Annotated in this window: 25 protein-coding genes; 10 read left to right on the top strand and 15 right to left on the bottom strand. The window is 36.3% G+C overall.

Annotated features, from left to right (window positions below):
• Window positions 1-12: 12 nt before the first annotated feature.
• The 3 genes from LB449_RS07500 to trxA all read left to right on the top strand — a co-directional run bounded on the left by LB449_RS07500 (window position 13) and on the right by trxA (window position 2,183).
• Window positions 13-411, top strand: a complete 399-nt coding sequence (locus LB449_RS07500; protein ID WP_224454480.1) for an STAS/SEC14 domain-containing protein — start codon at window positions 13-15, stop codon at window positions 409-411.
• A 145-nt stretch (window positions 412-556) separates the two neighbouring features.
• The gene (locus LB449_RS07495) at window positions 557-1,843 is read left to right on the top strand and encodes an acetyl-CoA hydrolase/transferase family protein (RefSeq protein ID WP_224454479.1); all 1,287 of its coding nucleotides are present in this window, start codon (window positions 557-559) and stop codon (window positions 1,841-1,843) included.
• Between the two features lie 40 nt (window positions 1,844-1,883).
• On the top strand, window positions 1,884-2,183 hold the full coding sequence (gene trxA, locus LB449_RS07490; protein ID WP_224454478.1) for a thioredoxin: 300 nt from the start codon (window positions 1,884-1,886) through the stop codon (window positions 2,181-2,183).
• A 50-nt stretch (window positions 2,184-2,233) separates the two neighbouring features.
• Here trxA and LB449_RS07485 read toward each other — a convergent pair whose 3' ends face one another.
• On the bottom strand, window positions 2,234-3,067 hold the full coding sequence (locus tag LB449_RS07485; RefSeq protein ID WP_224454477.1) for a universal stress protein: 834 nt from the start codon (window positions 3,065-3,067) through the stop codon (window positions 2,234-2,236).
• An 11-nt stretch (window positions 3,068-3,078) separates the two neighbouring features.
• Window positions 3,079-4,425 (bottom strand): oxygen-independent coproporphyrinogen III oxidase, encoded by a 1,347-nt coding sequence (gene hemN, locus LB449_RS07480; protein ID WP_224454882.1) that lies wholly within the window; start codon window positions 4,423-4,425, stop codon window positions 3,079-3,081.
• Window positions 4,426-4,546: 121 nt separating this feature from the next.
• Between hemN and LB449_RS07475 the strand changes: the two genes are divergently transcribed.
• A complete protein-coding gene (locus LB449_RS07475) occupies window positions 4,547-4,990 on the top strand; it encodes a methyltransferase family protein (protein ID WP_224454476.1) in 444 nt (147 codons plus the stop codon).
• 3 nt (window positions 4,991-4,993) lie between these two features.
• Here the strand turns inward: LB449_RS07475 and LB449_RS07470 are convergent, their stop codons facing one another.
• Complete coding sequence (locus LB449_RS07470; protein WP_224454475.1) at window positions 4,994-5,752, bottom strand: SDR family NAD(P)-dependent oxidoreductase; 759 nt, start codon at window positions 5,750-5,752, stop codon at window positions 4,994-4,996.
• A gap of 172 nt (window positions 5,753-5,924) precedes the next feature.
• Here LB449_RS07470 and LB449_RS07465 point away from each other — a divergent pair, with 172 nt between their 5' ends.
• Complete coding sequence (locus LB449_RS07465; RefSeq protein WP_224454474.1) at window positions 5,925-6,794, top strand: sterol desaturase family protein; 870 nt, start codon at window positions 5,925-5,927, stop codon at window positions 6,792-6,794.
• A gap of 7 nt (window positions 6,795-6,801) precedes the next feature.
• Here LB449_RS07465 and LB449_RS07460 read toward each other — a convergent pair whose 3' ends face one another.
• From LB449_RS07460 to LB449_RS07415, 10 genes are all read right to left on the bottom strand, one after another.
• A complete protein-coding gene (locus tag LB449_RS07460; RefSeq protein ID WP_224454473.1) occupies window positions 6,802-7,026 on the bottom strand; it encodes a DUF6095 family protein in 225 nt (74 codons plus the stop codon).
• Entirely contained in the window at window positions 7,010-7,831 is an 822-nt protein-coding gene (gene murQ, locus LB449_RS07455) for an N-acetylmuramic acid 6-phosphate etherase (protein ID WP_224454472.1), read from the bottom strand. The genes LB449_RS07460 and murQ overlap by 17 nt, the downstream gene beginning before the upstream one ends.
• Entirely contained in the window at window positions 7,831-8,640 is an 810-nt protein-coding gene (locus tag LB449_RS07450) for a DUF4249 domain-containing protein (protein ID WP_224454471.1), read from the bottom strand. The genes murQ and LB449_RS07450 overlap by 1 nt, the downstream gene beginning before the upstream one ends.
• Before the next feature lie 3 nt (window positions 8,641-8,643).
• A complete protein-coding gene (locus tag LB449_RS07445; protein ID WP_224454470.1) occupies window positions 8,644-11,019 on the bottom strand; it encodes a TonB-dependent receptor in 2,376 nt (791 codons plus the stop codon).
• 67 nt (window positions 11,020-11,086) lie between these two features.
• Entirely contained in the window at window positions 11,087-11,728 is a 642-nt protein-coding gene (locus LB449_RS07440) for an O-methyltransferase (protein ID WP_224454469.1), read from the bottom strand.
• Window positions 11,728-12,810: an amidohydrolase family protein gene (locus tag LB449_RS07435; RefSeq protein ID WP_224454468.1), complete on the bottom strand. Its 1,083-nt coding sequence runs from the start codon at window positions 12,808-12,810 to the stop codon at window positions 11,728-11,730. The genes LB449_RS07440 and LB449_RS07435 overlap by 1 nt, the downstream gene beginning before the upstream one ends.
• A gap of 59 nt (window positions 12,811-12,869) precedes the next feature.
• A complete protein-coding gene (locus LB449_RS07430; protein WP_224454467.1) occupies window positions 12,870-13,757 on the bottom strand; it encodes a bifunctional 5,10-methylenetetrahydrofolate dehydrogenase/5,10-methenyltetrahydrofolate cyclohydrolase in 888 nt (295 codons plus the stop codon).
• Between the two features lie 9 nt (window positions 13,758-13,766).
• A complete protein-coding gene (locus LB449_RS07425; RefSeq protein WP_224454466.1) occupies window positions 13,767-15,185 on the bottom strand; it encodes an FAD-dependent oxidoreductase in 1,419 nt (472 codons plus the stop codon).
• Window positions 15,178-16,446: a kynureninase gene (gene kynU / locus LB449_RS07420; protein ID WP_224454465.1), complete on the bottom strand. Its 1,269-nt coding sequence runs from the start codon at window positions 16,444-16,446 to the stop codon at window positions 15,178-15,180. Before kynU ends, LB449_RS07425 begins: the two co-directional genes overlap by 8 nt.
• A gap of 3 nt (window positions 16,447-16,449) precedes the next feature.
• Window positions 16,450-17,148, bottom strand: coding sequence for a hypothetical protein (locus LB449_RS07415; protein WP_224454464.1), 699 nt, complete (start codon window positions 17,146-17,148; stop codon window positions 16,450-16,452).
• A gap of 197 nt (window positions 17,149-17,345) precedes the next feature.
• Here LB449_RS07415 and LB449_RS07410 point away from each other — a divergent pair, with 197 nt between their 5' ends.
• On the top strand, window positions 17,346-18,401 hold the full coding sequence (locus LB449_RS07410) for a glycosyltransferase family 9 protein (RefSeq protein ID WP_224454463.1): 1,056 nt from the start codon (window positions 17,346-17,348) through the stop codon (window positions 18,399-18,401).
• Between the two features lie 474 nt (window positions 18,402-18,875).
• Here LB449_RS07410 and metK read toward each other — a convergent pair whose 3' ends face one another.
• Window positions 18,876-20,126 (bottom strand): methionine adenosyltransferase, encoded by a 1,251-nt coding sequence (metK, locus tag LB449_RS07405; RefSeq protein ID WP_224454462.1) that lies wholly within the window; start codon window positions 20,124-20,126, stop codon window positions 18,876-18,878.
• Between the two features lie 212 nt (window positions 20,127-20,338).
• Between metK and LB449_RS07400 the strand changes: the two genes are divergently transcribed.
• Window positions 20,339-20,761, top strand: a complete 423-nt coding sequence (locus LB449_RS07400; protein ID WP_224454461.1) for an OsmC family protein — start codon at window positions 20,339-20,341, stop codon at window positions 20,759-20,761.
• 50 nt (window positions 20,762-20,811) lie between these two features.
• On the opposite strand, the gene LB449_RS07395 is transcribed toward LB449_RS07400, so the two are convergent.
• Window positions 20,812-22,011 (bottom strand): exo-beta-N-acetylmuramidase NamZ family protein, encoded by a 1,200-nt coding sequence (locus LB449_RS07395; RefSeq protein ID WP_224454460.1) that lies wholly within the window; start codon window positions 22,009-22,011, stop codon window positions 20,812-20,814.
• An 8-nt stretch (window positions 22,012-22,019) separates the two neighbouring features.
• Between LB449_RS07395 and LB449_RS07390 the strand changes: the two genes are divergently transcribed.
• The 3 genes from LB449_RS07390 to LB449_RS07380 all read left to right on the top strand — a co-directional run bounded on the left by LB449_RS07390 (window position 22,020) and on the right by LB449_RS07380 (window position 25,078).
• On the top strand, window positions 22,020-23,255 hold the full coding sequence (locus tag LB449_RS07390) for an ABC transporter permease (protein ID WP_224454459.1): 1,236 nt from the start codon (window positions 22,020-22,022) through the stop codon (window positions 23,253-23,255).
• A gap of 80 nt (window positions 23,256-23,335) precedes the next feature.
• Entirely contained in the window at window positions 23,336-24,316 is a 981-nt protein-coding gene (locus LB449_RS07385) for a PLP-dependent cysteine synthase family protein (protein WP_224454458.1), read from the top strand.
• A 522-nt stretch (window positions 24,317-24,838) separates the two neighbouring features.
• The gene (locus LB449_RS07380) at window positions 24,839-25,078 is read left to right on the top strand and encodes a hypothetical protein (protein WP_224454457.1); all 240 of its coding nucleotides are present in this window, start codon (window positions 24,839-24,841) and stop codon (window positions 25,076-25,078) included.
• Window positions 25,079-25,187 lie beyond the last annotated feature (109 nt).

Raw genomic sequence — 25,187 nt, 5'->3', positions numbered from 1 at the left:
TGGATAAAAATTTTGAAAACGAATCCTTACGCAGTTGTAGATCAGACAGCATTTCCTTTAATAACGGTAACATTTACTGGTGAAAGAGGAACTAACGCCAGCTTTAAGTCCTACCTGAAAGAACTAGATGATTGCTATTTTGCACAGCAGAAATTGGCTATCGTTTTTGATGCTACAAACGCTGTGGTGCCTAAAATTTCTCATCAGATTTTGCAAGCTCAATGGTTAAAGGAAAATATCACTTTGATGGAGGACTATTGCTTAGGGACTGCTTATGTGATTCCAAATAAAACCATGAGATGGGTGTTAAAGATGATTCTCTTGCTTCAAAAACAGCCTGTTCCTTTTGAGATATTTTCAACATATAAAGATGCACAAGTTTGGACCTGGAGTCAGATTCAGAATAATTAATTAGTCAAATTCAAAATTTGAATCCTTTTTCTCTTATTAAAAAACCTTCCCAGAAACTGATTGAAATCATATAAGCTTTCGTTTAAGCTCAGCTATAATAGATTTTTGGCTCTTATTTTTGTACTTTAATTTAAGATAGAAATATATGATTCATCAATTTAATAAAGTAACGGCTGAAGAAGCTATTTCCAAAGTTAAATCTGGGGACAGAGTCTTTATCCAGGGTGCAGCGATGACTCCCTTCAACCTTATTGATGCTTTGGTTTCCAGATATGAATCTTTAGAAGATGTTGAAATTATGCATCTTCATACCGAAGGTCAGGCAGCATATACAGAAAAACCTTATTCCAGGGCTTTTAAGATCAACAGTGCATTTGTTGGTGGAAATGTGAGAAACTCTGTAAGGGAAGGTAATGGTGATTATATTCCAATTTTTTTAAGTGAAATTCACAGACTTTTCAGACGTTCAATTTTGCCTTTAGATGTTGCTTTTATACAAGTTTCACCTCCAGACCGGCATGGCTATTGTTCACTCGGTGTTTCAGTCGACATCACAATACCTGCCATTCAAACAGCCAAGTTGGTTATTGCACAAGTCAATCCTCAAGTGCCAAGAACTCACGGTGATGGAATTATACATATGAGTGAATTAGATTTTGCAGTTGAAGTTGATGAGTCCATATTTGGTCATGAACCTACTGAAGTTTCAGAACTGGAAAGTAAAATAGGAGCTAATGTTGCAAGTCTGGTGGAGGACGGTGCTACGTTACAAATGGGCATTGGTGGAATTCCTAATGCTGCTCTCAAAAATCTCGGAGGTCATAAAAACTTAGGTATTCACACAGAAATGTTTTCTGATGGGATTTTACCACTTGTTGAAAGTGGTGTCATCAATGGAAGTCAAAAAGAAGTGAAGACTGGTAAAATTGTAACTTGTTTTGCTGTGGGTTCTCAAAAACTTTATAATTTTATAGATGATAATCCATTGGTACATATGAAGGAGGCGGCTTACACTAATGATACAGCGATTATAAGACGTAACCCTAAAGTTACTGCGATCAATTCTGCTATTGAAATAGATCTTACAGGTCAGGTTTGTGCTGATACTATTGGTAAACTGCAATTTTCTGGTGTTGGTGGACAAATGGATTTTATAAGAGGAGCTTCCTTGTCTGAAGGTGGTAAAGCTATTATTGCAATGCCATCTGTTACCAGTAAAGGTATTTCAAAGATTTCTTCATTCCTGAATGAAGGTGCAGGTGTAACAACAACTAGAGCTCACGTACACTATATAATCACAGAATATGGAGTCGTCAATCTTTATGGTAAAAATCTAAAACAAAGAGCAGAAGCCTTAATTTCAATCGCTCATCCAGATCATCGTGAAAATCTTGAGAAAGCAGCTTTTGAGCGCTTTAGGTCAAAAGCTTAAGAGATAATTATTTTGAGTATTAATTTAAAAATTTACAATTATGAGTCAGAAATTTAATGAAATTATAAAAAGTGAAACTCCGGTGCTTATTGATTTTTTTGCTGATTGGTGCGGACCTTGCAAAATGCTAGCTCCAATACTTAAAGAAGTTAAAGAAGAACTTGGTGATGCTATTAAAATCATCAAAATAGATGTGGACAAAAACGAGCAACTAGCAGCTAAATATCAGGTGAGAGGTGTGCCGACCATGATTGTTTTTAAAAACGGTGAACAAAAATGGAGACAAAGTGGTGTTTTGCAGAAAGATGAGATTGTACAAGTCATCAAGTCAAATTCTTAATAAAAAAACACCTCAAGCTGAGGTGTTTTTTTATTAATACAAATGATTTATTAAATTTTGAGAGTGAGAACAGGTAATTCTGAATGATTGACTACATCTTCACCAATGCTACCATTGAAGAAATGAGATAAGCCTTTTCTTCCGTGTGTTGGGATAATGATAAGGTCAGCTTTAAGCTTCTTAGATCCATTTAAAACTCCTTCCTGTATGGTGTAATCATTAAAAATTTCGATATGTTCCTTATTTAGAGGCATTTGGACCTTATTTAGGAAGACTCGCATTTGCTCGTGTATTTCTGTAGTACTGCTAAACTGATTTCCTGGAAGATTCACATAAAGCATATGCATTTTTGCATCAAAACTATCTGCAAACTTTTTAGCTTTTTGATAGGCCTCAATATTTTCAATTTCAAAATTAGATGCAAAAACAGTGTTTTTAATATTGATACTTTGTATTTCATTTTTGACAACCAATACAGGTACTTCAGAATATCTTACAACTTTCTCTGTGTTTGAACCTATCACAATTTCTTCTAATCCTGAAGTGCCACTAGAACCCATCACGATCATATCAATCTCGTTTTTACTAACCGTATCTTTTATAGCCATTGCAGCAGATCCTGGTTCAACGTAACTTTTTACAGTGACATCTTCTAAATAATCTTGTTTTAAAAATTTCTCAAAACGCTTATGAGCAAGTTTCATGAAGAAAATGATTTGCTCGTCGTTTACATTAAATTGTTCGGCGCCAAACAGAGATTCTGCAAGTTCTACCACATGCAATACATGTACTTCTGCATTATTCTTTTTTGCAAGTTGTGCTGCAACTTTAAGTGCGTTTTCAGATGGTGTTGAGAAATCTACGGGTACTAATATCTTTTTCATAATATTTGGATTTAAATGGTCATTGAAAATAATTGTGATTCTGTTTGCTTCGCTTTCAATCTAAGATCAAATGCCATGCATATATTTCTAATAAAAGCTTTTCCTGTTGTTTTTACTTGTATCATATCATCTTCTATATTTATTAAGTCGTCAGTCTTAAATTCAGCCAGATCGCTTTTTATTTCAAGCTGATCGCTAATGTCTAATCCATCCAGATCAGATACAAAGTGACACATTAAATTTAATATTTTTCTTCTGATAATCAGATCGGTTTTATTCAAAATATGACCTCGGGAGACTGGTAATTCATTTTTGGATAGACTAGTATAGTAATCTTTGAGATTTTTATGGTTTTGAGAAAAACCAAACCAGCTATCACTTATTGCTGATACTCCAAGTCCTATCATTTTTTCAGTTTTTGTTGTCGTATAGCCCATAAAGTTTCTGTGCAGATTTTGATTTTGGAAAGCTTTGGTTAATCCATCTTCAGACAGTGCAAAGTGATCCATCCCAATTTCGATATATCCTTTTTCCTCGAGCATTTTTTTACCCATCTCATATTGTTGACGCTTCAAATCTGGAGAAGGTAAATCCTTTTCATCATAGCCACGCTGTCCATTTCCTTTAGTCCATGGTACATGTGCATAACTATAAAAAGCAATACGATCTGGCATAATTTCTATGGTCTTCTCTATGGTTGAAATGACATCTTGTAAGGTTTGCAAGGGTAAACCGTAAATAAGATCGTGACTCACAGAGGTATATCCCAATAACCTAGACTTTTCAGTAATCCTTTTAACAGTTTCAAAAGACTGAAACCTGTGTATCGCAATTTGAACTTTAGGACTATAATCCTGAATGCCGTAACTCACTCGATCAAAGCCTAACTGTCGCAATGTTTGTAAATGATCTGTAGTTGTATTATTAGGATGACCTTCAAAGCTATAGCTTACATCTTCAGGAATTTCGCAGGTTTTTTTAATCGTATCCAGTAGATATTTCAGATGTTTTGGGTCAAAAAAAGTAGGTGTTCCGCCACCCAGGTGTATTTCTTTCAGAATAGGTTTATCCTGAAGAATATCTAAATACATATTCCATTCTTTAAGAAGGGCTTCTATATAAGGAATTTCCACTTCATGTCTTTTGGTGATACGTTTGTTACACGCACAAAACGTGCATAGACTTTCACAAAAAGGGAGATGAATATATAAGCTTATTTCTCTGGAAGAGTTTTCTTTTTGAAGACTTTGGATCCATGACTTTGTGTTGTAAGTGGATTCATCCCAAAAAGGAACGGTGGGGTAACTCGTGTATCTTGGCCCAGGAACGTTATATTTTTTTATTAAATTCTGCATTATTTATTGCATTTTATTCAAAAGTAATAGGGAAGTGACGTATTTAAAATGATAAAAATCAGCATATAAGAGATTACTATTATATGTGCGCATAAAGAATGCTAACTTTGAAAATAAAAACGGGATGCCAAAGATTAAAGATGTAGTGTTAGTGTCAATTCAGTTTTTCCTGATGCTTATATTTTTTCTGAATTTAGAATGGTTTTCAATCATTTTCATAGAACATTACATCTGGTTTTATATAGGAATTGTAGGTGTTGCGATTTCAGGGATTGCCCTTCTGCAATTGAATGTTTATTTATCACCTTTTCCAACACCTAAGGCTAATTCGAAACTCATCACCACTGGTGTTTTCAAGCTAAGTAGACATCCTATTTACACAGGAATTTTAATCTTTATGTTTAGTTTTTCATTCTGGCTAGGGGATGGTTACAAATTATGCATAAGTCTGGCAATTTTAGCCTTATTCATTTATAAAACCAGTTATGAAGAGTCCTTACTAGAAGACACTTTTGATGACTATAAAATCTATAAGTCTAAAACAGGACGCTTTTTTCCTAAATTCTAAACCTTAACTTCTCAAATAACTAGCTCCATTTACGTCTATGATTGTTCCAGAGGAGTATGCAGATTCATCTGAAGCTAAAAATAAAATAGCATGTGCAACTTCTCCAGGTTTTGCCATGCGATGAAATGGAGTTTCTTGGAGCATTTTTTCTTTTTCTAAAGCAGTTAAAGTTTCTGTTGCCATGTCAGTCTCAGTAAAACCTGGTGCTACTACACCAATATGAATGTGATGAGGAGCTAGTTTTTTGGCTAAGGATTGACTTAAGGCATTAAGTCCTGCCTTACTAGCCCCATACGCGGGCTGATCGGGTTCTCCACGAAAAGCGCCTCTGGAAGACACGTTAACTATACTTCCACCACCAGCTTTTATCATATGATGTGCTGCTAGGTAGCATAAATGCGCTGGAGCAAAAAGATTGGTTTGAAGTGTCTGCTCCCAGGCGGAAGTCCACTCCTCAAAATCAACTTCATCTACTTTATGAGTAATTGCTATCCCTGCATTATTGACCAGTACATCTATTTTGCCATATGCATTTACAAAATCATCTATCAAAGCTTTAGCTTCTTTCTTTATAGAAATATCTCGTTGAAACAGTTGATGTCCATTTCCTGAAAGTTCAATAAGTGTTTTTTCAGCTTCATCAATTCGGCTTCTGAAGTTGATACCTACTTTTGCTCCTTTTTCAGCAAAAGCGAGAGCGGTAGCTTTTCCAATTCCTCTAGAGGCTCCAGTGACTAGTACACATTTATCTTTAAAATCCATAGGCATTGTTAAGGTTTGAAATTTACTCGAAATAAAAATAAGGTTTTTTGAAGTTCATGCGAGTCAAAATTTGTCAATAATGCCTACTTCTTTTTCACTTTAAAATTTAAAGGATTATTGTGACCAAGGTTACACCTGGAATCGCTATGATGGCTTAATTTTGCACCCTGTTATGGAAAAATATATTGACATTTTTTTAAATTCATTTACAGGGTATTTTAATTACCTGATGAATGAAATTCAAAACCCCTCTCTTACTAACTATTTTTGGTGGTTGATAGGGCTTTCCTTTTTAGTACTCGCTATGGAAATCATTATCCCATGGAGAAAAGACCAGAAAATCATAAGAAAAGGATTTTGGCTGGATGTGTTTTATGTTTTCTTCAACTTTTTCATTTTTTCTCTTATTGGCTATAATGCAATTTCCAATGTTTTTGTTGAAATGTTCAATGATTTCTTGGGCTTATTTGGAGTAGATAACTTAGTTGCTTTTCACATCCAGAATTTTCCAATTTGGTCTCAATTTCTTATCATGTTTCTGGTTGCAGATTTTATTCAGTGGAATGTACATATTCAGTTGCATAAACGCTCGTGGTTATGGAAGTTTCATAAAGTTCATCACAGCGTTAAAGAAATGGGATTTGCCGCTCAGTTTAGATTCCATTTCATGGAAACCATTGTATACAAAGTGGTACAATATGTTCCATTAGCTATGATAGGTTTTGGGATTCAGGAATTCTTTATTGTCCACATGTTTAGTGTTTTGGTAGGTCATCTCAATCACGCTAACGTTGGTTGGGATTATGGTCCATTCAAATATATATTGAACAATCCAAAAATGCACATTTGGCATCATTCCAAAGTTCTGCCAGAAAAGCGTCCTTATGGTATGAATTTCGGTTTAACTTTAAGTCTCTGGGACTATATGTTTGGTACAGCTCATATCCCTAATGATGGAAAAAACATCGAATTAGGTTTTGATAATGATGAAAATTATCCTCAGGATTTTTGGAATCAATTGAAAAGACCTTTTAAGGAGTAAACTGATCTTATTCGTCAAATAAAGCTTTTAATAGCGTCATTATTCCTTTAAAGATTAGGAAAATAGCTCCAAAACTCATTAGAATTCCAATAATTAAAATTGGCCAGTATAAAGCTTTGTCTTGATTGTTGAAGGCACTATATAAAATTGAAGGGCCAATGAATATGAGTGGTAAAGCACCAGCCAGATATTTTACGCCTTTGGCTAAAGTGTCTTTATTGGTGTGCTTCATGATCAATAGCTTTTCTTACACTTCCATGAATTTTTAATAACTCATCTGCTTTCTCTTCTGAAATATTCAAAGCCTCAGCAATTAGAAGGCTTCCACGTTGTTTTAGTTTTGCATTGCTTAGTTGCATATCCACCATCTTATTATCCTTGACTCTGCCTAGTTTAATCATGACAGAAGTTGAAATCATATTGAGCACTAATTTTTGAGCGGTTCCAGCTTTCATTCTGGAACTTCCTGTTACAAATTCCGGCCCTACAATTACTTCAATAGGATAATCAGATACTTTTGAAATCGGGGAATTTGGATTACAAACAATGCCGCCAGTAATTATTCCCTGCTTTTGGCAAGCTTCCAATCCACCAATCACATAAGGTGTAGTTCCAGAAGCTGCAATACCTATGACCACATCATCTTTCTGGATATCATGCTCCTTGAGATCTTGCCAGGCCTGTTCAGTATCATCTTCGGCATGTTCTACCGCTTTTCTGATGGCTTTGTCACCGCCAGCAATGAGTCCGTTGACTAATTCTGCAGGAATTCCGAAGGTTGGTGGACATTCACTGGCGTCCAAAATTCCTAATCTTCCGCTGGTTCCTGCTCCGATGTAAAATAATTTTCCTCCCTTCTGAATTTGCTTTACGATCACTTCAACTAAGCCTTCAATGGTTTGAATTTCCTTTTGAACTGCGAGCGGGACCAATTTATCTTCAGTATTGATATTGGTTAAAAGTTCACGAGTTGACATTGTTTCTAAATGTCTGTATTTGGAAGACTGTTCTGTTATTTTTTCAAATGATTTGCTCATTATTGAATGGTATAAATGACTTCATCTACTTCTGAAAGTCCAAAATAACCAAAAATTAATTCTTCAGAATCATTTTCATTCTTGATGTTTCCTCTTACAGTAGCCGGTTGAGTTTCAAAAGGACCCCCTGCGCTACCAGCTTGGGCAAGAAGTATTTCCAAAAAGTTATAGTACTCTCTGGAAATTCCATGAATTTGTATACCTATTTCCATTCCTGGCTCTAAGTCTTCTTCCGAAAATAATCCAAATATTCTATTGCCATCATTGAATTCATCATCGAAAACACTAAAGTCTGGGAAGGCAAGAAAAGGAGTGAAAAACTTGAATAAATAATAATTCTCAACACCTTCGGGATCTTTGTAGAATGCTTTTAGTTCGATGTCTTCACCAGAAAAACCACCTTCATCATTTTGTTCTATGGAATCTATTGCAACTACAGGTTTCAGATTTTCTTCTGCGGTATAGACGCTGCCATCAAGTTCTATAGTTAAACTATAAAGTTCATTTAGTTCTGGTTCAAAGTTATCAGTAGCATATTCACCTGAAGTTACTTCTTCAAAAATAAATTCTTTACCAGAACTATTATTTACCGCTATACTTGCTCCAGAAACCGGATTGGGTTCTTGCTCAAAAAAACCGCGAGTACGACTCAGCTTTATGGATTGATTTGCTCCATCAGTGCCTTTTTCCCAACTCAGTATAGCATCCACAATAAGTCTTGGCTGTGCTTCTTCCAGATTTACTTCTACCACATCTTCACAAGCGGATAACAAGCTTACAAGACCAAGTAAAATAAAGAATTTTCTCATCATTTAAAATTTAAAACTATAACTAACAGATGGAACTATTCCGAAGATAGAAAATCTTACCGCTTCATTTTGCCCTGTGGTTGTATTCTGCTCAAAATTTAACGACGCGGCGTTTCTTCGATTATAAACATTGTAAATACCAAAATTCCATGAGGATGACCAACTTTTGTTTTTCTTTTCTGGAGTATAGGTTGCAGAAAGGTCAAGTCTGTGAAACGTTGGCAGTCTATTCAAATTTCTACCTTCAAAAACTGGAATATTTAGATCCTGAAATTCAAATTGTCCAACAGGAAAATTCACTGGACGACCAGTTTGTAACACAAAATTGCTGTTAATCTGCCATTTTTCATTAAGCTCATAGCTGCTAGTTAAAGACACATCGTGCGTTTTGTCATAACCATTGAGGTACCAATCTCCGTTATTAATTCCGATTTCATTTGGCGTGCGACCTGGTGTGCGCTGTTCACTTCTCGATAAGGTATAGGATAACCAGCCAGTAAGTCTTCCAGTATTCTTTTTGAAATAAAACTCAAGTCCATAAGCTCGGCCCTCTCCATTGAGGATCACCCGTTCTATAGCTTCATTGGCAATGAGGTTAGCCCCGTCTATATAGTCAATTCTGTTGTCGATGGTTTTATAAAAAACCTCAGTTTCTAAGGTGAAGGGAATATTTTCAAAATCCTTGAAGTAGCCAAAAGCGAATTGATCCAGCTTTTGTGGTTTGATGTAAGTACCACTAGGAGTCCACACGTCAAATGGAGTAGGAGATGAGGTATTGGAAAGCAAATGCAGGTTTTGAACCATGCGGTTGTAACTTGCTTTTATAGAAGTGTTGTCGTCTATGAGGTAAGAAATTCCAGCTCTTGGTTCCAAATTAATAAAGCTTTCGTTGACACGTGATGTGTTACCACCAATGGTTTCCGTAGGAGTTGCTTCGGCGTAAATGCTTCGATTTTCGTCGTATAAAAGCGGATTGTTATTGGCATAGATGTCGATGGACTCGTCTTCCATTCTTAAAAATGCACTCACTCTTAATCCGTATTGAATATTAATTTTGTCGCTCAAAGATTGATTTACAGATAAAAAAGCCGCATTATCAAAAGCGTATTTATTATTCAATTTTCTTGGATTGACTCCAGAATCTGCTGTCGTAGGTACGATTTCACCAGGATTTATGGTATACTGAATGCTGCTCAAACCATAAGATAGATCTAGATTTGGGTTGATAGTATGATTAATTTGATAACTCAAATCAAAATTGGAAATGCTATTTTGAAAATTGAAACCTACCAGAGCTAAATCCAGTTCGTAGTTGTATTGGCTGTAAGAAAAATTCAAGTTTGAATTTATATTTTCATTGAATTTGTGTTCCCAGTCCAAAATTCCAAAGGCGTTACCATAAATATTAGTAAAACTGTCATTGATATTGACGTAATCTAAACCGTAGTAACCGGAAAAGCTCAGCGTATTTTTCTCGTCAATATTGAAATTCAGTTTAGTATTTAAGTCGTAAAAATAAGCAGAATTGGAATTGTCTGTTAGTTTCAGGAATAAATGCGCATAAGTCCCTCTTCCACTGACTAGGAAGGAACTTTTGTCTTTTTGGATAGGTCCTTCCAAAGTGAGTTTACTGGAGATAACTCCAATTCCTCCTTCTCCTTTTAGCTTTTGAGTGTTTCCTGTCTTTTGCTTAATATCTAAAACAGAGGATACACGTCCTCCGTAGTTGGCGGGAATACCACCCTTGTAAAGTTTTAGGTTTTTGACAGCATCCGGATTGAAGATGGAGAAAAAACCAAAAAGGTGGGAGGAGTTGTAAATTAAAGCATCATCTATCAAAATCAAATTTTGATCGGTCGCTCCACCTCTAACGTTGAATCCAGAAGCTCCTTCACCAGCATTAGAAACACCAGGGAGTTGGAGTAAAGACTGAATGACATCAACCTCACCAAAGACCACTGGAATTTTCTTAATACTTGAGGCATCAAGTTTACTCACACTCATTTCCGGATCTCTTATATTGATGCCTTCAATATTATCTGTGACCACAACCTCTTGCAAATCCTCAGTTTGTGGAACCAAATTGAAATTTAATGTTTTGTCATTATTGAACGTGATTTGTTGTTCAACGGTCTTAAAACCTAGATAAGTGACTTTTATAGTATAATTACCCTTAGCAAGCTTTATCGAATACTTTCCATTTTCGTTGGTTACCGTTCCTCTATTGCTACCGTCAATAATAATATTTACCCCAGGAATGGGTTGATTGGTATCGTCAAGCACAGTCCCAGAAAGGTCATAGCCCTGTGCTGTCCCAACTTGGACATTAATTAAAAAAAAGAGGATGAATAAAAATTTGATAGCTGAAGTTTTGATCAAATATATTTAACATAACTAACTCTAGTTCTGAATAAAACTTTAAATAAAATAAAATTTTTCACAATTTTTATTTTTTCCTTGATATCGTAAGTCCGTCTCTTATGGGTAATAAAACGGTTTCGACTCTTGGATCGTTTTTGAGCAGTAAATTATACTCCAGTATAACTTTTGTGTCTTTATCCTTAGGATTAAGCTTTTCAATAACTTTACCGCTCCATAAGACATTGTCGGATAGAATAAGCCCGCCAGGTTTGAGCTTGTTAATTATTAATTCAAAATAACGGGGATAAGATATTTTATCGGCATCTATGAAAACCAAATCAAATTCGGCATCAATTTTTGGAATTATTTTTTTTGCATCTCCAGTATATTGAAAAATTCGATTTCCATAACCGCTAAGATCAAAATACTTTCGTTGTAAATCATAGAGCTCTTCATTGCGATCTATGGTATGGATTTTTCCCTTTTCTGAAAGGCCTTCTGCTAGACTTAATGCAGAGTAACCCGTATAGGTGCCAATTTCTAAAATAGAGGTCGGGTGAGCTAACTTTGAAATCAAACTCAACAATCGGCCTTGATAGTGACCGCTTAGCATTCTTGGCTGAAGTACCTTTTGCCAGGTTTCTTTAGTTAATTTTTGAAGTAATTCGGGTTCGTCTTCTGAATGTGCTTCTACATAATTTTGAAGCTTTGATGAGATAAAATCCATTAGCTAGTGATCTTGTTGACTAAATCTTCTTTTTTCTTTTGATCATCCCCAAACAGCCATTGAAGAACGTTATCCGACCATATTTCGTCTTTTTCTACTTCGGTGATGACTTTTTGTTCTAAAGCCAAATCCAGAATTTTGCCTGGATATGAGGATTGGGGTTCACTTTCCATTTCTCCAAGGGGGTAGGGATCGTCAAGTCCAGCAATGATTTGAGAGCTTTTTTGATTTTCCAAAAGTAACTTTAGTGATCGGGTATCGTGAACTAAAGTGTCAAAGAAGATATTTTTATGGCCTACAGACTTTCTTGGGTGAACTTTCCCCTCAAACAAATCCGGTCTACCATCAAAACCTTGTATGCGTCTTCCAAGGTTAATTTGGGCCAGCTGACCGCCATGAGCAAAACACACGCGCATATTTGGATATTTATCCGGATAACCATTTAAAGTTAAAAAATGATAAGCATCTGCGCATTGAGCCAACATCCATATGAGATGAAATCGCCAGGAGGTATTTTCAAGTTTAATGAATTTTTCTCCATCGTAAGGATGGATTTCCACAGCCAGATTATATTTGCTGGCCAGTTCAAAAATAGGCTCATTTTCTTCGTCAAAAATACACCGCCAAGTGCCAATACTATCCATATAGTGGGTAGGCAAGCATAATAATTTTAAATCCAACTCTTCAGCACAGCGCTCAATTTCCCATAAGGCTCCACGCACGAAACCGGGATGCACTACGAAGCCACAGGTGAATTTTTTAGGATTGTCGTGTTGAATTTTTGCATTAAAGTCATTTTGAAAACGCAGAGCTTTTTTCATTTCTTCCACACGAAGACCGTTTCCATAGAGTTGAGATAAATTGAGCACGACAGCATGATCGATTTCGTAACGCTCCATCCAGTCAAGTTTTTCATTTAGAAAGAAACTGGAGTCGGTTACTGGTCTTTTCCAACCCTTTTGGAGCATGAATTTTTTATCTTCATCGATCCAGAAAATCTCTTTTTCCCGCATGAAATCAGGTATTTCTTCAGGATAGGGTAAGAGGTGAGAGTGACCGTTGATTCTAAGCTTTTTTTTCATGTGTCTTAATTTGTTTCAATTACTCGGAATCTAAAATCTCAGATATGGAATCTCAAGATTCATTCGTTAATCAAATTCTTCATCTTCCAGGCTTCAAAGGTATTGAGAATTAAACCAGCAATGGTCATGGGTCCTACGCCACCAGGAACAGGAGTGATGTAGCTTGCCTTTTTGGAAAGCTCCTCAAAGTTACAATCTCCAACTAACTTGCCAGTTTCCAGTCTATTGATGCCGACATCAATTACGACCGCTCCTTCTTTGATCATATCTGCCGTCAAAAAGTTTGGCTGACCTACAGCTACAATAACAATATCTGCTTTTTTAGCTTCTTCTATCAATAATTCTTTGGGAGTGTGGATATCACAAGACGTCACCGTAGAACGTCCAACCTCAAAATCGTTACCAAGCATGATGGCAATCGGTTTGCCAACAATGTTAGATCTTCCTATCACAACAACATGCTGACTGTTGGTAGGGATGTCATAATGCTGAAGAAGTTTTAAGATTCCATAGGCTGTGGCTGGCCGCATGGACTTTTGGCCTAGAGCCATTTTTCCAAAATTCAGAGGGTGAAAGCCATCAATATCTTTATAAGCACTTATTTCGTTGATAATCGGTTTTGGGTCAATATGATCAGGAAGTGGTAGCTGAACGATAAAACCATCAAAGTGAGATTTATTTAAAATCTTGATTTCAGAAATCAAATCAAATGTGGAAATAGTATCTTCAAAACGGATAATTTTATGATTGATCTCTGCACGTTCGCACGCTTTAATCTTACCTCTTACATAAGATTCACTAGCGGCATTGTGCCCAACCATCACAATAGCAATGCTAGGTCTGGATAAATTGTAGCCCAAATGTTTCTGATCGATGTAATGATCGATATCCGCTTTTACATTTTTTAGAATTTCTTTGGAGACTGCTTTGCCGTCTAATAACTTCATGGCTATAAATTAAAGGTCAAAAATCAATTCGTTTTCCTCTGCTTTTTTGGAAACTTCACGGACCAAATTTAGTTTTTCTTCAAGACTCATCTCAGGTTTTAGAATGTTTTTTCTTAACATTTCTTGAATCACCAAGTCTTGCGCACGTCCTTGGCGTATAGCTTTAGAATAGGGCAAGTCTTCCCTGAAGGTGACCAATGAATATTTAGAATGGTAATCTTTTGGGAATTGGTTTTCAAAATCCAGCTCTAGTTTTCGTTTTGCTAAGAAGACTTCATCAGCCGTGTGGGATTTCATTTCATGGAAATTATCCAAAGCCAAATCTGCAATTGCATCAGCATCAGGTTTTCTGTGTTTGCTGAATAAGTTGATAGCATTTTCAAATTCAAAATCAGATTCAACTAGAGCCTTATCAAATTCTACGACATCTTCAAAAGAAGCATTCATGCCTTGTCCGTAAAAAGGTACAATTGCATGCGATGCATCACCCATCAACAGTGTTTTGCCATAAGTCCATGGTGAACAACGGATGGTTCCCAAAGGCGCTGTAGGGTTTTCGAAAAATTCAGTTTTTAATTGTGGCATCAATTTGTAAGCATCGGGATAAACTTCTTTAAAGTATTCTTCAACAATAGCTTTAGAAGTTAAATTATTAAAATTATACTTACCGCCTTCATAGGCTAGAAATAAAGTCACCGTAAAACTCTTATCCATGTTTGGCAAAGCGATCAACATATTTTCACCCCTTGGCCAAATATGCAAAGCTCCTTTTTCGGATGCGTAACCTCCATTTTTAGTTGCTGGAAACGTCAATTCTTTGTATCCGTGAGTTAAGAAATCCTGTGAATGACTGAATAAAAAACCTTGTTCATGTTCCATCTGTTTTCTCACCATAGACCCCGCACCATCTGTTCCTATAATATAATCTGCTTGTATAATATATTCTGAACCTGCCCGACTACTTGATTCAGGCGGGTTTGATGCTACCGGCTTAAAGCTAGCACTCGCTTGCTTGAGGTTCACGTGGGTGCAGGTGTCTTCAAATTTGATCTCAACATTAGGATAAGTTTCCAACTTATCTAAAAGTAAAGCGTTCAGACCAGTTCGGGAAATGGAATTGATGTATTCCCCGTCGCGCCCGCTGTATTTTGAAAGTTGTGACTCTCCTTCAAGATTGTGAAGCATTCTTCCATACATAGGAATACAGAGACTTTCCACTTCTTTTTCTAGACCTACAAGTTTCAAACCCTTTAATCCGCGGTTCGATAAAGCCAAGTTGATAGAACGTCCCGCGGCTAATTTTGCTTTTCGCAAATCTGCTCGCTTTTCAGTAAGAGTGACTTGGTAACCTAATTGGGTAAGCCTTAAAGCAAGTAAAGACCCGCAGAGGCCGGCACCAATAATAAGTATATGTTCTTTTTTAGTCATGAAGACAGTGTTTTAATTGTTGTATAAATTCATACACATCTGTAAATGAATTGTAAAGTGGAGCAGGAGCGATGCGAATCACATCTGGTTCCCGCCAGTCTGCTACCACTCCTTTAGCAGTGAGCTTTTCAAATAAAGAGCGATCGGCATTTTTCATTTGGATGGACAACTGGCAACCACGTTCACTAGCATTTCGTGGGGTTAAAATCGAAATGCTGGAATCTTTTAATTCGTCAATTAGAAATTCAAGAAAACCTGTTAATTTGATTGATTTTTCTCTCAAGTTATCAAAGCCAGCTTTTTCAAATAGGTCTAAAGATGAACGTGTTCCTGCCAGAGATAAAATTGGTGGATTGCTCAATTGCCAGCCATCCGCTGTCGGTGTTGGATCAAAACCAACTCTCATATTAAATCGTGAGTCTTTGTTATGTCCCCACCAACCTACAAACCTGTCGATCGTTGTTGATTTAATATGTTTTTCGTGAACAAAGCACCCGCCAATACTTCCAGGGCCAGAATTGAGGTATTTATAAGTGCACCACACGGCAAAGTCAGCGCCGATGTCATGCAAATTCGGCTGAATATTTCCTGCACCGTGGGCCAGGTCAAAGCCTACGGTGATGTTTTCTTCCTGACACCGCTTGGCGATTCTCTCCAAATCGAATGCCTGCCCGGAGTAATAATTGGTACTGCCAATCATCACTAAAGAAAGCTCATCTTTATGTAGGTCTATTAAGCTCTCAAAATCTTCGTGTCGGCAGAGGTGTTCCCCTTTACGAGGTTTCCAGAGAATCAAACCCTCCTTGGGGTCGATGTTATGAAACTTTAATTGAGATCCTATAGCATATTTATCGGAAGGAAAAGCGTCGCTTTCAATCAGGATTTTGAATTTTGTATTGGTTGGCTTATAAAACGAGACCATCATCAGGTGGAGATTAACGGTCAGGGTGTTCATGATAACGACCTCTTCGGGCTGACTGCCAATGATTTCAGCCATCGGCTTGGCTAAATCTTCATGAGAAGTGAGCCAGGGACTTTGCGCATCGGTATGGCCTTCGACTCCAAATTTGGCCCAATCCTCTAATTCCTGCTGGACGTAAGCTGAAGTCTGTTTAGGTTGTAACCCCAAAGAATTACCACAGAGATAAATCTTGGGATTACCTTTTTGATCCACAGGAAAGTGAAATTGATCTCTAAATGAATTTAAAGGATCGTTGCGGTCTTGTTGTTCCGCGAAAGCTTTGGTATTGATGTACTGCATAGATTAATTTACGCTAATGTCAGTAAAGAAGATTTTAAAATTGCCTTCTTTGGTGTCGTGCATTTTTGCAATTTTGATGCCTTTAAAGTCTTCGTAATCTTCCCAGGTAGTTGCTAGTCTTGGTTTATCGCTTCCACTTGGTGTATACGTCCATTCTCTTATTATTTTGTTGTCATCCACATAAATATGATAAGTGTCACCAGGAGTATAACCTGAATCATTGTTATACATGATGGCAATTTCCTGCATCAATTCACCTGAAATGGGTGCTTCTACCTGCTCTGCTACTTTATGATCAAAATTCTCATCCCAAACCAAATTGTAAGGAAATAACAACCAGTATTTATCATTCACAAAACCACGGTCAGCAAAGGCAACTTCTTCTTCAAAATTAGTGTTGTTATAGGTAAGTGTGGTGTCCTGAGTTTTCATAGTGACTTCACCAGTTTTAGGTTTCCACTGCCAAGAGCGTTTGGAAATATTATCTCCATTTTGAGCATTAAAGGTATAAGAAATTGAATCGACTGTAGACCAGTTTTCGTAACCGTTGGCGTAGGCGATTTCATCAAGCAGACTTAGTTCTTTGTCAGATCCCACTTCTGTAGAATCCTTTAAACTAGAGCCCTCTTCAGATTTTTCGTTGTTCTGCTTGCAACCTGTAAGAAGAATTGCTAAAACTAGTAATGTAGAGAAATGTTTCATAAGGTATAAATTTTAGGTAAAGTTAGGTGATCAAAAAGGCTTGTACAAATAAAAGGATTTAGACGGGAATTTATTTAACAGGTGTGGGGTGGTTTTTTCCTTTCAATTTTCAAAATAATTAGTTTACAAAAACTCAAAATTTTTATTTTAGTTTTTGTATATTTAAACATTAATTAAATTCCTAAGTTAGTTATGTTTTGAGTTTTAAAAAAAAGATTAATGCTTTTCGAAAAAAGGCTACAAAATCTATAACCAAAAGTTTGCTAAAACAGCAAAGTATAAGCCTTTCTGATCAAGGGGGTATTAAGCGTATTTTAATTACACGTCCAAACCATCGGCTTGGAAATCAATTGCTTATTACTCCATTGGTTAAAGAAGTACATCAGCAGTTTCCTGAGGCCAAAATTGATTTATTTCTTAAAGGTAATCTTGGAGAAATCCTATTTCAAAATTATGATTATGTTGATCGTATCATCAGTTTACCAAAAAAGCATTTTAATGAACTAGGTCGTTATTTGAACTCATGGTTTAAGTTGAAACGCTACAAATATGACTTGGTCATCAATGCCGAAGCCTCCTCTTCATCTGGTCGTTTGTCTACTAAGGTAGCAAGATCAACTTATAAATATTTTGGCTATGAACGCGAGTTGAATCTTTTCGAAGCAGCCAATGCATCACATATTTCAAAATACCCCATTTATAGTTTGCGTTACTTTCTGAAGCAACCCCTTACAGGTAAACCCTTACCTGACATTGAAATTAAACTGACAAGTGAAGAATTAAATCAAGGAAAAAAAATATTAGCTAAGTACGTCGATTTAGAAAAGCCTACAATTTGCTTATACACGTTTGCTACTGGTAATAAATGTTTTGCAAAAGTGTGGTGGAATAATTTTTATACAACTCTGAAAAAAGATTATCCTAATCACAACATAATTGAAGCATTGCCAGTAGAGAATGTATCCTCTTTAGATTTTAAAATACCTGCGTTTTACAGCAATAGTATAAGAGAATTAGCTTCATTTATTTCTCAAACCTCGGTGTTTATTACTGGAGATTGTGGTATTATGCATTTAGCAGCATCTACAAATATACCAACCGTTGGCTTGTTTAATGTCACCAAAAAAAACATGTATGAGCCTTATAACAAAGCTTGCCTGGGTATAGATACAAATGATAAAAAAGCAGATGAAATTTGTAAAATTATAAAAACTCATCAAGAGAGTTTAGACCTTGCTTTTATTAAAGCTTGATTTTTTTTTAAAACCTTATCTGAAAAAATACTAAAGTTGGTCATGTTTTAAGTGGTTTATAAGTTTAATTAATTTTTTGGTCTATTCATTGACTTTTTCCCAACTTAAATGTCAGTGCGTTGCCCCCTCGATTAGCAGTTGCTAAGATCTTTGGGCGCTATCCCCGAATTAAAACAGATGTTTTTTCAGGCAAAGCCCGCAAAGTTTTTCACAAAGCAATACATAGAAAAATTTTGATTAATGAGGATGAATTAGGGGCTTTAGCTGTGATATTTTTGGTAATAAAGAGCTGTAAAATATGAAAAAAGGGGCGTAGCCCTGACATCTTAGTTTACTCCTACGTGTTGAGCTTGTTAGCTTTATCCCGTGCTTTTGGGACAAGGCTAACAACCTGGACGCTGCATCAATTTAGTTTAAGCTTTAAGCTCATTGTCGTTATACTTTAAATTCAACTTATATTAAATTCAGTAGTAACTACAATTCAAAAGCTTCTTTCAATTGGTCGACGTAATCCAGTTTTTCCCAGGTGAACAATTCGACTTCGCGGCGCACTTCACCAGAGTAATCGGAGCGGTAGATTTTGGTTTCAAATCTAGGCTCTTTCCCCATGTGGCCGTAAGCGGCGGTTTCTCGATAAATAGGGTTACGCAGCTTGAGGCGATCTTCGATCATTCCGGGACGCATATCAAAAATCTCTCTTATTTTTCTGGCAATGTCCCCATCGCTCATATCGATGTGTTTATTGGTTGTGTTCACCAAAATGGAAGTCGGTTCACTCACGCCAATAGCGTAAGACACCTGGACAAGCACTTCGTCAGCAATACCTGCAGCAACCATATTTTTGGCTACGTGTCTGGCAGCATATGCTGCAGAACGGTCTACTTTACTCGGGTCTTTTCCAGAAAAAGCACCACCACCGTGGGCACCTTTACCGCCGTATGTGTCTACAATAATTTTGCGACCAGTCAGTCCCGCATCTCCGTGAGGTCCACCAATCACAAATTTACCAGTCGGGTTAATGTGGTAAGTAATGTCGTCGTTAAATAACTTCTGAATATCGTCTGTAAAAAGCGATTTGACACGTGGAATCAAAATTGACTTGATGTCGCCTTCAATTTTATTGAGCATGGTATCGTCTCTGTCAAAATCATCGTGTTGGGTAGATACCACAATAGTATCGATGCGTTGAGGAACGTTGTCATCGGAATATTCGATAGTGACTTGCGCCTTGGCATCTGGTCGTAAGTAGGTAATGTCATCGTTTTCTCTGCGAAGCTTGGCGAGTTCGATAAGTAGTTTGTGAGAAATATCCAATGCCAATGGCATGTAATTTTCGGTTTCGTTGGTAGCGTAACCAAACATCATTCCCTGGTCACCGGCACCTTGACTTTCCTTAGATTCCCGGTCGACTCCCTGGTAAATGTCTTTGGATTGCTCATGAATTAAAGAAATAACCCCACAGGAATCTCCAGAAAACTGGTATTCTCCTTTGGTATAGCCAATGTCGTTGATGACGTCTCTAGCGATTTGCTGCACGTCTAGATAAGTGTTACTTCTCACTTCTCCAGCTAAAACCACTTGGCCAGTGGTGACTAGAGTTTCGCAGGCGACTTTAGACGTTTCATCAAAAGCTAAAAACGAATCGAGTAAGGCATCGCTAATTTGATCGGCGATTTTATCTGGGTGTCCTTCAGATACACTTTCTGAAGTAAATAAATAAGACATAAAGTAATGTTTAAAGTTATAGTCGTAAGGAAGGAATTGACAGGACTATATTTTAATTTGTGCACTGCTTTAGCATTTTAAAAAGAGGTTGCAATCAGTCAAATCCTTCCTCAATGCAAACATAATAAATTTGAAGCATTCTAAATTGTATTATGTTATTTTTAGCAGATTTATACTCCAGATTCGTTTGTTTTGTATAAAATTACATAATCATGAAAGTAAGCTTACATAAAAAACCGAATAGCGACGTGCACTTTGAAGCTCAGAATGCTGCAGGCCAAAGTATAGAACTGTACAATTCTTCGGCACCAAATCCGCAAGCTCCCAGTCCGATGGAATTGATCTTGATGGGAACAGCTGGTTGCAGTAGTATCGATATTCTTCATATTTTGAAAAAGCAAAACCATGAAGTCAAAGATCTGAATGTTGAGGTAGAAGGTTTTAGGAACGACACCGATCCCAAAGTTTTCCATACGATTAAACTGCTTGTAAAACTAAAAGGAGATATTCCTGCCAATAAGGCCAAACGTGCTGCTCAATTGTCATTTGAAAAGTACTGTTCAGTCTCCAAAATGCTGGATGCTACAGTAGATATTCAGTATCAGGTGGAGTTGAATGGGGAGTTGGTGGAATAGAGGACTGGTGAACTGGTAGACTAGTAAACTGGTTGACCAGTTCACTAAAATCATCGATCATAAAGCAAATATGGCTTTATTTTGACTTTATAAGCTTCCAAGTCAGTTTGCCAGCTTTCTCTTATTTTTTCTGCTGTTTTTCCCTGCTGAATTTGCCGCTGCAAGCTCGAATTTCCTGCCAGTTTATTAAAAAAATCGTTGAAAAATGATGATTTGTCCTGAGTGTGATGATACGCCTGAAGCAGCCAGTCCAAATTTAAATAATCAAGATCCTTATGATTTTGAAGGTTTTTGCCAAAACAAAGTTGGTTTTCATGTTTTGGATATTTGGCACCAGAGTTGGGAACTGGAGTAAATTCATAATCAAAAACAGAAGGGTCCAAAAAAGGTGATCCAAAAATTTGAAATTGCATCGAAGTTCCACGACCTGCATTCACGTTGGTTCCTTCAAAAAAACACAAACTGGGATACAAATTGATAGACTTAGAGTTTGGTAGGTTAGGGGAAGATTTAATAGGCAAATCGTAAGCTTCGCCAACCTTGTAATTGTCCATTTTGATTACATTCAGCTCACATTGGACGCCGTCCTTTAGCCATTTTTCCCTATTAATCATTTGAGCATATTCGCCAATCGTTAATCCGTGAACAACTGGTATAGGGTGCATGCCTACAAAACTTTTAAATTCTTTTTCCAGAACTGGACCATCAATATAATAACCGTTGGGATTTGGCCGGTCCAAAACTAAAAGCTTAATATTGTTCTCAGCGCAAGCTTCCATAATATAATGTAAAGTGGAGATGTAAGTATAAAACCTAGCGCCAACATCCTGAATGTCAAATATGATAATATCCAAATCCTCTAAATGTTCTGGTTTTGGTTTCTTTTGGTTGCCATAAAGTGAGATAATGGGTAAGCTCGTTTTAGTATCTATTCCATCTTTTATAATTTCTCCGGCATCCGCTGTCCCACGAAAACCGTGTTCTGGTGCAAAGACTTTTTTTACGGAAACGTTGTGTTTCAAAAGTGAATCGACCAGATGAATGTGTTGTCCTTCAGGTTTGAATATCACTGAGGTTTGATTTCCAACGATACCCACCTTTTTTCCTTCTAAAAGTGGAAGGTAACTTTCAGTACGATTGGCAGCTATGATAATTTCTTCAGAAGAAGATTCAGTTCTAACTTGAGCAGTGCAAGAAATACATACCAAAAGAAGAAAATAAACTGTATTTTTGAGCCACCTTAAAACCATACCTGAGATTGAATTTTGAATATTTTATTTCTAAACGGCTTGTTACCAAAACCGATCATAAAAGTAACATATCGGCTCCGATAATAAAAATTGCAATTTCCGCAATTGCGATTGGCATCATTATGATGTTTGTGGCGATAAGCACAGGTTTGGGTCTTCAAAATAAAATAAGAGAAAAGATTGCTGCCTTTAACGGGCACATTGTGATCAACAATTTTTCCAACAACCAGTCTACGATTACTCAAAATCCCATCACAACTCAACAGGACTTTTATCCAGAATTTACTGCGGTTCCAGAAATAGAACACATCCAAAAAGTGGCGACAAAGTATGGAATCATCCGAACCGAAACCAATTTCGAAGGTATAGTGGTTAAAGGTGTTGAAGCAAATTACCGCTGGAAATATTTAGAAGAATACCTTATCGAGGGAAAGCTTCCAGTTTTCGATGAAACTATTAGCAGAGAAGTATTAATTTCGAATTATCTTGCTCAACGTCTTGGTTTTCAACTTGGTGATAAACTTATTGTTTATTTTATAAGGGATGATCAAGATCGTCTTCCACGATCAGTTGGTTTAACAATTTCAGGAATATTTGATTCAGGTTTTAAAGAGTTCGATGAAACGTATATTATCGCCGATTTAAAGCAAATTCAACGGTTAAACAATTGGGATAAAGATCAAATCGGTCAGTTTGAATTGTTTGTGGAAGACTTCTCAGACATTAAAGAAGTTGGCTATAAAGTGTATGAAGAAGTAGACTCCTTTTTGAACGCCAGTACCATCATAGAATTATATCCATCGATTTTTGAATGGTTAAAAATGTTCGATTTTAATATTATATTAATTATTGGAATCATGATTTTGGTGGCGGGGATCAATATGATTACTGCTTTGTTGGTTTTGATTTTGGAGCGAACACAGATGATAGGTATTTTAAAATCTTTAGGGTCGTCTGACTGGAGTATAAGAAAGATATTTCTATACAATGCTGGTTTCTTGATTTTCAAAGGTTTGTTTTGGGGAAATGTCATAGGGATTTCATTGCTGCTAATACAGAAATACTTGAAAGTTATTCCATTAAACCCAGAAACTTATTATGTGTCCGAAGCTCCAATTTACTTAAGCTTAGATTATATTCTTCTCATAAACCTTGGAACTTTATTATTATGTATTTTGATGCTTTTGATTCCTTCTGTCATCATTACTAAGATTTCTCCTGTAAAAGCCATGAAATTTGAATAATAAAGATTGGAATTAGTCTAAAGGGTATAATTCCATAAATGATTATTACTTTTTTATATTTGCGATTCTAAAAATAAACTATGGATTACGCTGAAAATATCCTTGGAACTATTGGTAAAACGCCAATGGTGAAAATGAATAAAATAGTTGAAGAGATTGATGCTTTGGTTTTAGCCAAGTATGAAACCTTCAATCCCGGAAATTCTGTCAAAGACCGAATGGCTTTGCAAATGATAGAAGATGCTGAAGCTAATGGAATTTTGAAACCAGGCGGAACTATCATTGAAGGCACCTCTGGAAACACGGGTATGGGGCTGGCTTTAGTAGCTATTGTGAAAGGTTACAAAGTGGTTTGTGTACTAAGTGACAAGCAGAGTAAGGAGAAAATGGATATTTTGAGAGCAGTGGGTTGTGATGTTCATGTTTGTCCAACCGACGTTGCTCCAGATGACCCAAGATCTTATTATTCTACATCCAAAAGATTGGCTGAAGAAACGCCAAATTCCTGGTATGTAAATCAGTATGATAATCCATCAAACTGTAAAGCTCATTTTAAGACTACCGGACCCGAAATTTGGGAGCAGACTGACGGTAAAATTACTCATTTTGTCGTAGGCGTAGGGACTGGAGGAACTATTTCTGGTGTAAGCAGCTATTTAAAAATGAAAAATCCTGACATTAAAGTTTGGGGTATTGATACTTACGGTTCTGTCTTCAAAAAATACCATGAGACAGGGATTTTTGATGAAAAGGAAATTTATCCTTACGTGACTGAAGGGATTGGAGAAGATATTTTACCACTGAATGTCAGATTTGATGGCATCGACGGCTTTACTAAAGTCACCGATAAAGATGCTGCGGTTTATACTCAAAAATTAGCCAAAGAAGAAGGCATGTTTTTGGGAAACTCTGCCGGAGCTGCTGTGAAGGGACTCTTACAATTGAAAAAGCATTTCAAAAAAGATGATGTCGTAGTTGTCTTATTTCATGACCATGGAAGCCGTTACGTTGGTAAAATGTTTAACGATGATTGGATGCGAGAGAAGGGCTACATTGATTAACAAAAGATCGATCGATTAATATTATATAATATAGCTCTTGAGAAATCAAGAGCTTTTTTTTTGAAGTCAAGTTTGAGTTAAATTTACTTACATCTTTCTAAGCAAACACTAATTGTTGAATAAGAGATTAAGACAAATTGAGAGTTCCTTCACGAATGAAAATTTTCAGCCCCCAAACTTAAGAAGCTGTAAAATTTGCGGTTTACTTAAAGCTTAAGTAAAAAACCACAAAAATAAAATTAATATAATGTGATTTTTATAAAGCATTTATTAGTTATATTTAGCAATAATTAAAAACATAAAACAAACTCTTTCAAAGTAAATTATGTTTTTTAGAGCATTTATGCTTCAGGAATTGATTAATAGATGAAAACAAATTGAGGAGTTGAGTAATGGTAGGAAATCATAAAAACTTTATAGGAGCTTGTGACATTAAACACGTAATCAAATTATGATTTATGTATTTCAATACAATATTATGTAATAGCTAACCCTTGATAAATAATTAATTTAATTAAGCTTATGGAATTAATATTACCAGAACCGTTGATTCATATTTTTTTAATCTCCTTATTTGTGATTAAAATCATTACATCAATCCATGTATTGGTAGTTAAAAAGAGATTGATGGAAAGAGTTTTATTTATATCCATGATTTGGATTTTCCCTATGCTTGGAATAGTAGGATATTATGCATTTGCCTATGTATTCCATAAAGAGGAAAAAAGAAAACCTTTATTAGTAGATACCTTTCAGGACTAAAGAGTTTTTCAAAAAAAAAAATAAACTTTAAGTTTTACTGTTACTAAGGTTTAGCCCTGATTGAAGCATAAAGCCCGTAAAGCAGGTTCCTGGCTTCTGAGCAAAAATC

Source organism: Psychroflexus lacisalsi, assembly GCF_020164495.1.
Lineage (GTDB): Bacteria > Bacteroidota > Bacteroidia > Flavobacteriales > Flavobacteriaceae > Psychroflexus > Psychroflexus lacisalsi.
This window is presented reverse-complemented; position numbering and strand designations above follow the sequence as displayed.

What these genes read in the sequence shown, in the direction of transcription:
- LB449_RS07495 (WP_224454479.1), top strand. Translation starts at nt 557, where the DNA reads ATGATTCATCAATTTAATAAAGTAACGGCTGAAGAAGCTATTTCCAAA.
- trxA (WP_224454478.1), top strand. Translation starts at nt 1,884, where the DNA reads ATGAGTCAGAAATTTAATGAAATTATAAAAAGTGAAACTCCGGTGCTT.
- LB449_RS07485 (WP_224454477.1), bottom strand. Translation starts at nt 3,067, where the DNA reads ATGAAAAAGATATTAGTACCCGTAGATTTCTCAACACCATCTGAAAAC.
- LB449_RS07475 (WP_224454476.1), top strand. Translation starts at nt 4,547, where the DNA reads ATGCCAAAGATTAAAGATGTAGTGTTAGTGTCAATTCAGTTTTTCCTG.
- LB449_RS07470 (WP_224454475.1), bottom strand. Translation starts at nt 5,752, where the DNA reads ATGGATTTTAAAGATAAATGTGTACTAGTCACTGGAGCCTCTAGAGGA.
- LB449_RS07465 (WP_224454474.1), top strand. Translation starts at nt 5,925, where the DNA reads ATGGAAAAATATATTGACATTTTTTTAAATTCATTTACAGGGTATTTT.
- LB449_RS07460 (WP_224454473.1), bottom strand. Translation starts at nt 7,026, where the DNA reads ATGAAGCACACCAATAAAGACACTTTAGCCAAAGGCGTAAAATATCTG.
- murQ (WP_224454472.1), bottom strand. Translation starts at nt 7,831, where the DNA reads ATGAGCAAATCATTTGAAAAAATAACAGAACAGTCTTCCAAATACAGA.
- LB449_RS07450 (WP_224454471.1), bottom strand. Translation starts at nt 8,640, where the DNA reads ATGAGAAAATTCTTTATTTTACTTGGTCTTGTAAGCTTGTTATCCGCT.
- LB449_RS07440 (WP_224454469.1), bottom strand. Translation starts at nt 11,728, where the DNA reads ATGGATTTTATCTCATCAAAGCTTCAAAATTATGTAGAAGCACATTCA.
- LB449_RS07435 (WP_224454468.1), bottom strand. Translation starts at nt 12,810, where the DNA reads ATGAAAAAAAAGCTTAGAATCAACGGTCACTCTCACCTCTTACCCTAT.
- LB449_RS07430 (WP_224454467.1), bottom strand. Translation starts at nt 13,757, where the DNA reads ATGAAGTTATTAGACGGCAAAGCAGTCTCCAAAGAAATTCTAAAAAAT.
- LB449_RS07425 (WP_224454466.1), bottom strand. Translation starts at nt 15,185, where the DNA reads ATGACTAAAAAAGAACATATACTTATTATTGGTGCCGGCCTCTGCGGG.
- kynU (WP_224454465.1), bottom strand. Translation starts at nt 16,446, where the DNA reads ATGCAGTACATCAATACCAAAGCTTTCGCGGAACAACAAGACCGCAAC.
- LB449_RS07415 (WP_224454464.1), bottom strand. Translation starts at nt 17,148, where the DNA reads ATGAAACATTTCTCTACATTACTAGTTTTAGCAATTCTTCTTACAGGT.
- metK (WP_224454462.1), bottom strand. Translation starts at nt 20,126, where the DNA reads ATGTCTTATTTATTTACTTCAGAAAGTGTATCTGAAGGACACCCAGAT.
- LB449_RS07400 (WP_224454461.1), top strand. Translation starts at nt 20,339, where the DNA reads ATGAAAGTAAGCTTACATAAAAAACCGAATAGCGACGTGCACTTTGAA.
- LB449_RS07395 (WP_224454460.1), bottom strand. Translation starts at nt 22,011, where the DNA reads ATGGTTTTAAGGTGGCTCAAAAATACAGTTTATTTTCTTCTTTTGGTA.
- LB449_RS07385 (WP_224454458.1), top strand. Translation starts at nt 23,336, where the DNA reads ATGGATTACGCTGAAAATATCCTTGGAACTATTGGTAAAACGCCAATG.
- LB449_RS07380 (WP_224454457.1), top strand. Translation starts at nt 24,839, where the DNA reads ATGGAATTAATATTACCAGAACCGTTGATTCATATTTTTTTAATCTCC.